Source organism: Muricoccus nepalensis, assembly GCF_006438825.1.
Classification (GTDB): domain Bacteria; phylum Pseudomonadota; class Alphaproteobacteria; order Acetobacterales; family Acetobacteraceae; genus Roseomonas; species Roseomonas nepalensis.
Window position 1 is genome coordinate 1 of sequence record NZ_RCZP01000115.1, and the last position, 1,633, is coordinate 1,633.

Consider the following 1,633-nt stretch of genomic DNA (forward strand, 5'->3'; position numbering starts at 1 on the left):
AGATGCCCTGGCCCTTGATCTCGTGGGGCATGCCGACGACGGCGGCCTCGGCCACCTTGGGGTGGGAGACGAGGGCGCTCTCGATCTCGGCCGTGCCCATGCGGTGGCCGGAGACGTTGAGGACGTCGTCGACGCGCCCCGTGATCCAGTAGTAGCCGTCCTCGTCGCGCCGGGCGCCATCGCCGGTGAAGTACTTGCCCGGGAAGGTCGAGAAGTAGGTCTGGATGAAGCGCTCGTGGTCGCGGAAGACGGTGCGCATCTGGCCGGGCCAGCTGTCGGTGATCACGAGGTTGCCCTCCACCGCGCCCTCGAGCAGGTGGCCCTCGTTGTCGACCAGCGCCGGGAAGACGCCCGGCAGGGGGAGCGTCGCCGAGCCCGGCTTCTGGGCAACGGCGCCGGGCAGCGGCGAGATGAGGATGCCCCCCGTCTCGGTCTGCCACCAGGTGTCGACGATCGGGCAGCGCTCGTCGCCGACCACGCGGTAGTACCAGAGCCAGGCCTCGGGGTTGATCGGCTCGCCGACCGAGCCGAGCACGCGCAAGGACTGGCGCGAGGTCGCCTTCACCGGCCCCTCGCCCTCCCGCATGAGGGCCCGGATGGCGGTCGGCGCCGTGTAGAAGATGTTCACCTGATGCTTGTCGATGACCCGCCAGAAGCGGCTGACGTCGGGCCAGTTCGGCACGCCCTCGAACATGAGGGTGGTCGCGCCGTTGGCGAGCGGGCCGTAGACGATGTAGGTGTGGCCGGTCACCCAGCCCACGTCGGCGGTGCACCAGTAGACCTCGCCCGGGCGGTAGTCGAAGACGAGCTCGTGGGTGAAGGCGGCCCAGACGGCGTAGCCGCCGGTGGTGTGCAGCACGCCCTTGGGCTTACCGGTCGAGCCCGAGGTGTAGAGGATGAAGAGCGGGTCCTCGGCACCCATGGGCTCGGGGGCGCACTCAGCGGATTGCGCGTCGCACAGCGTCGCCCAGTCGTGGTCGCGCCCCTCCTGCATCGTGACCGCACCGCCGGTGTTCGCCGGTGTTGCGGGCGACGATCACCGCCTTGACGGTCGGGCAGGAGCGGAGCGCCTCGTCGGCGTTGGCCTTCAGCGGCACGGTGCGCCCGCCGCGGCGGCCCTCGTCGGCGGTAATCAGCAGCGTGCTCTCGCAGTCCTGCATGCGGCTGGCGAGGCTGTCGGGGGAGAAGCCGCCGAAGATGATGGAGTGCACGGCGCCCAGGCGCGCGCAGGCGAGCATGGCCACCGCCGCCTCGACGATCATGGGCAGGTAGATGGACACCCGGTCGCCGCGCCGGACGCCGAGCGCCTTCATGGCGTTGGCCAGCCGGCAGACGCGGGCGAGCAGGTCGCGGTAGGTGACGCGCGCGTCCGCGTTCGGGTCGTCGCCCTCCCAGAGGATCGCCACCTGGTCGCCACGCCCGCCGTCGACGTGCCGGTCAAGGCAGCTCTCGCTGATGTTGAGCACGCCGTCCTCGAACCAGCGGATCGAGACGTCGCCCTCAAAGCTCGTGTTCTTGATGCGACGAGGCGCCCGCATCCAGGCGATGCGCCCCATCTCGCGACGCCAGAACCCCTCCGGGTCCCGACCCGCCTCCTCCACCATCGCACGACGCCGCGCCTCGTCCACCCGCG

The 1,633-nt window shown here is 70.9% G+C and carries 1 pseudogene; it reads right to left on the reverse strand.

The features are described 5' to 3' along the window. Positions 1 to 1,628 (reverse strand): annotated as a pseudogene (gene acs / locus EAH89_RS30810) (acetate--CoA ligase); the annotation flags it as partial. Positions 1,629 to 1,633: the final 5 nt, after the last annotated feature.